This is a genomic window from Frankia sp. CgKIO3 (genome assembly GCF_977946435.1).
On the sequence record NZ_CDWTMO010000237.1, the window covers coordinates 1 to 4,543 of the forward strand.

3 protein-coding genes and 1 pseudogene are annotated in these 4,543 nt (G+C 70.3%); all 4 read right to left on the reverse strand.

The window, feature by feature from the left end; translation table 11 throughout:
- Positions 1 to 374 precede the first annotated feature (374 nt).
- The 4 genes and pseudogenes from AC08OJ_RS18665 to argR all read right to left on the reverse strand — a co-directional run bounded on the left by AC08OJ_RS18665 (position 375) and on the right by argR (position 4,512).
- A pseudogene (locus AC08OJ_RS18665) lies at positions 375 to 1,013 on the reverse strand (DNA-3-methyladenine glycosylase).
- A 26-nt stretch (positions 1,014 to 1,039) separates the two neighbouring features.
- Positions 1,040 to 2,467, reverse strand: coding sequence for an argininosuccinate lyase (argH, locus tag AC08OJ_RS18670; RefSeq protein WP_476596421.1), 1,428 nt, complete (start codon positions 2,465 to 2,467; stop codon positions 1,040 to 1,042).
- A gap of 29 nt (positions 2,468 to 2,496) precedes the next feature.
- Positions 2,497 to 3,699: an argininosuccinate synthase gene (locus tag AC08OJ_RS18675; protein WP_476596419.1), complete on the reverse strand. Its 1,203-nt coding sequence runs from the start codon at positions 3,697 to 3,699 to the stop codon at positions 2,497 to 2,499.
- Between the two features lie 162 nt (positions 3,700 to 3,861).
- Positions 3,862 to 4,512: an arginine repressor gene (gene argR / locus AC08OJ_RS18680; RefSeq protein WP_476596422.1), complete on the reverse strand. Its 651-nt coding sequence runs from the start codon at positions 4,510 to 4,512 to the stop codon at positions 3,862 to 3,864.
- Positions 4,513 to 4,543 lie beyond the last annotated feature (31 nt).

The following is a 4,543-nucleotide window of genomic DNA, read 5'->3' on the forward strand; positions in this document are numbered from 1 at the left end:
TGAGTAGACGTCGCAAGACGTCGCCCTCATGCGGCTTGCTGGCTTCTTGCGAAATTCTGGAGGATGCTCGTCAGTTACTCCCCAGGCGGGGGCTGCCGTACATCTGCCACATAACGCCCCTCGAGGGGGGCGGTCACCGACCGCATCCGTGGTGTTCGGCGGATCCGGTGTCTCGCTGACAGCAAGAACATTACGGGTGGATGACGGGGGACGTCAAATCAATCCCTCGCCAAGATATATGATGTACGTCACACCTTCCCAAGACTGGTTCGTTGTGATCTTTTGATATGGGAGGCTTTGGTGGTCTGGGCCAGAGCTCTGGACCCCCGGAACACTGGGCCCGGAACACTCGTACAGAGCATCACCGGGTCGACTCACCTGGGTCGACGCGGCGACCGCGGGCCGCTGACCGTCGCCTCGCCAGCGAGCCAGAATCGCCAGGGCCATTCGGCCGCCACCCGGATCCCCACCCGGGGGCCGAGGCAGACCCGGCCGCCGGAGATACCGGGCGGGCCGGGAGGACGGATCCTCCGGCCCCCGGCCAGTGCCACCGTGATCGGCCCCGCGCCGGTGACCGGGGTTCCACTCAGTGCGCCGGTCACGGCGAGCGCCCGTCCCAACCGGCCGGGGCCACGCGCCAGGTCCGCCTCGACCAGGTGTGGGAAACGGCCCGCTACGAGGTCGCGACCCGCCACGACCTCTCCGGAGCGCAGGAACACGGCCGACGCCGAAGCGACCGGTCCGCACACCACGTTCAGACACCAGTGGACGCCGTAACTGAGGTAGACGTAGGCCCGTCCCGGCGGTCCGAACATGACGGCCGCGCGCGGCGTCGGGCCGCGCTAGGCGTGCGAGGCGGGATCGTCCAGCCCCCCGTATGCCTCAACCTCGGTGATCCGAACGGCGACCGGCCCGTGCCGGACCGTCGCACCAAGAAGGGCCGGTGCGACGACCAGAACGGGCCGGTCGTAGAAGTCCACCCCGTCCGGCGCGGCACCGTCCGTCGGTGCCATGCCGGGCGAGGATTCGGGTAGCGCCGTCAACCCACCGCCCAGGCCTGGTCCCGGTCCAGCACCGGACGCAACGCGGCGATCTGCTCGCGGACCCGGTCGGGAGCGGTCCCGCCGGGGGCCGAGCGGGCCTCCAGCGCTCCCCGCACCGACAGCACCTCGCGCACGTCCGGGGTGAGCAGCGGGTTGATCACGCCGAGATCGTCGTCCGGCACCTCGTCGAGATCGACGTCGTGGGCCACGCACCACGACACGAACTGGCCGACCGCCTCGTGCGCCTGACGGAACGGCACCCCTCGGCGCACCAGGTACTCGGCGACATCCGTGGCCAGCGCGAAGCCGTCGGGCGCCGCGGCGACGAGCCGCTCGCGACGGACCCGCATGGTCGCAACCGTGCCGGTCAGCGCGGGCAGCACCAGCAGCAGGGTGTCGACCGCGTCGAAGACCGGCTCCTTGTCCTCCTGCAGATCGCGGTCGTAGGCGAGCGGCAGTCCCTTGAGAGTGGCCAGGAAGCCGGTCAGATCCCCGATGAGCCGGCCGGACTTCCCCCGGGCCAGCTCCGCGACGTCCGGGTTCTTCTTCTGCGGCATGATCGAGCTACCGGTCGCGAAGGCGTCGTCCAGTTCGACCCAGCCGAACTCCCTCGTCGTCCAGAGCACGATCTCCTCGCCGAGCCGCGACAGGTGCACTCCGATCAGGGCCGCCACGAACAGGAACTCGGCGGCGAAGTCCCGGTCGGAGACCGCGTCGAGGGAGTTGGCGAACGCCCGGTCGAACCCCAGCTCCGCGGCCACCCCCTGCGGGTCGAGCGGCAGCGAGGAACCGGCCAGTGCCCCGGCCCCCAAGGCGCTCACCGACGCCCGGGCGTCCCAGGCGCGCAACCGGTCGATGTCCCGGACGAACGCCTGCACGTGTGCCAGCAGCTGATGACCGAAGGAGATCGGCTGGGCGTGCTGCAGGTGGGTCATCCCGGGGGCCGGGGTATCGACGTGCTGCTCGGCAAGCACGACCAGCGCATGGGACAACTCGGTCAGCCGCGCGGCCACCTCGCGGGCCGAGTCCCGCAGGTAGAGCCGCAGGTCGGTGGCAACCTGATCGTTGCGGCTCCGGCCGGCCCGCAGCTTTCCGCCCAGCGTGCCGAGCCGTTCGAGCAGACCGCGTTCGAGGGTGGTGTGGACATCCTCGTCCTCGACGGTCGGGCGGAACCGGCCCTGGGTGACCGCGTCGGAGAGCTCGTCCAGGGCGGCGAGCATCGCCGCGAGCTCGTCGGCGTCGAGCAACCCGGCCCGGTGCAGGACCCGGGCGTGCGACTTCGACGCGAGCAGGTCGTAGGGCGCCAGCCGCCAGTCGAACTGGACGCTTATCGACAGCCGGGCGAGCGCCTCCGCCGGGCCGCCGGCGAAGCGCCCGCCCCACAGCCGCATCGGCGCCCCGTCCCCGGGCGCCCCGTGCGTCATGTCGTTCCCGCCGGACGGGTGCGTCGCGGTCACGGGTTCAGCCGCTGCTCGCGCGCCGCCCAGACCTTCGTCGGCAAGCCCCAGAGCTCGATGAACCCGCGGGCGTCGCGCTGGTCGAACTGGTCACCGGCGTCGTAGGTGGCCAGTCCGTGGTCGTACAGACTGGCCGGGCTGCGCCGGCCGACGACCTGGGCGACGCCACCCACCAGCCGGATCCGCACCTCCCCGGACACTCCGGCGCTGGCGGAGTCGACGAAGGCGTCCAACGCGCTCTTCAGCGGCGAGTACCACAGACCGTCGTAGACGATCTCACCCCACCGCTGGTCGATGCTCCGTTTGAACCGGGCGACATCCCGCTCGAGCGTGAGGTCCTCGAGGTCCCGGTGGGCCGTCAGCAGCGTGATCGCCGCCGGGCACTCGTAGATCTCCCGGCTCTTGATGCCGACGAGCCGGTCCTCGATCAGGTCGATCCGGCCCACGCCGTGGGCGCCCGCCCGGACGTTGAGCTCGGCGACGAGATCGGCGAGCGGGAGGGAGCGCTCATCCAGCCCCACCGGGACACCGTCAGTGAACGAGATGGTCACCTCGTCGGGGGTCCGCGCGACGGTGGGGTCCGCGGAGTAGACGAAGACGTCCTCCGGCGGCTGGGCCCACGGGTCCTCGAGGACGCCGCACTCGACGGTGCGGCCCCACAGGTTCTGGTCGATGGAATACGGCGATTTCTTCGACACGTCGATCGGCAGGCCGCGTTCCTCCGCGAAGGCGATCGCCTTGTCCCGGGTCATCCCCGAATCGCGCACCGGGGCGAGCACGCTCAGCCCGGGGGCGAGCGCCGCCACCCCGACCTCGAAGCGCACCTGGTCGTTGCCCTTGCCGGTGCAGCCATGCGCGATGGCGTCCGCCCCGTGCTCGCGGGCCGCGGCGACCAGATGCCTGACGATGACAGGTCGCGACAGCGACGAGATCAACGGATACCGGTCCATGTAGAGCGCATTGCTCTTGATCGCCGGAGCGACGAAGGACTCGGCGAACTCCTCGCGGGCGTCGACGACGATCGACTCGACCGCGCCACAGGTGAGGGCGCGCTGCCGGATGGCCTCGAGGTCCTCGCCACCCTGGCCGACGTCGACCGCCAGCGCGACGACGTCGGCGCCGGTCTCGGCGCCGATCCAACCGATGGCCACGGACGTGTCGAGGCCGCCCGAGTAGGCAAGCACGACGCGTTCGGTCACAGTGCTTATCTCCTTATGTTGATTTATATCGAATAATATTGAATTATTGGAAATCATGCCAAACTGGTTAAAAAAGCTGATAAGTGCTATTTTTAGCAAAAATCAGCATTGTGTTTATTGAGGGTGCTGGGAAGGCCGGTTCACGGCGTCGCCGGTGCACCGCTACGCATCCTGGTCCGGCACGGCGGACGGTCCCATCGACGCTCCACGCGCCCGGCCGTCGGCGAGCCACAGGAGATGGGCGGCGAGCGCCGGCCCCCTCGGGCCGGCATGCCCTCCCTGACCAGCTGGCTCTCCCGAACCGACGGGATCTCCCGGGCCGACAGAACTCTCCGGACGGACCGGGGCCTCGGCGGCGGGAGCCGACCGGCAGACGACGAGCACCGTGTCGTCCCCCGCGATCGTGCCCATGACCCCCGGGAGCGCCTCCCGGTCGAGCACCGAGGCGAACAGCTGCGCGGCGCCCGACGGCGTGCGCAGCACGACCAGGTCGCCGTTGGCCTCCGCGGAGACCAGCAGTTCCTCGCAGAGCCGGGCGAGCGACAGCCGGACGATCTCCGCCGGCGCGAGGTTCGCCTCGACCGCGTAGACCAGGCCGCCGTCCGGACCGCGCACCTTGGTCGCCCCGATGTCCTCCAGATCACGGGACAGGGTTGCCTGGGTAACCTGGACGCCCTCGGCAGCCAGCAGACGCGCGAGCTCGGTCTGTGAACGCACACCGCGCTGACCGATCAACGCCGCCAGCCGAGCCTGACGGGCGTGCTTGGTCAACGGCGCGGCACGCCGGGCCCCTGCGCCTGCTTCCGAGGTCATCGCCCGGTGCCCCCCACCGGCGATGCGCCCC

Excerpts from the sequence above, each read along its gene's own strand:
- argH (WP_476596421.1), bottom strand. The coding sequence starts at position 2,467 with ATGACGCACGGGGCGCCCGGGGACGGGGCGCCGATGCGGCTGTGGGGC.
- argR (WP_476596422.1), bottom strand. The coding sequence starts at position 4,512 with ATGACCTCGGAAGCAGGCGCAGGGGCCCGGCGTGCCGCGCCGTTGACC.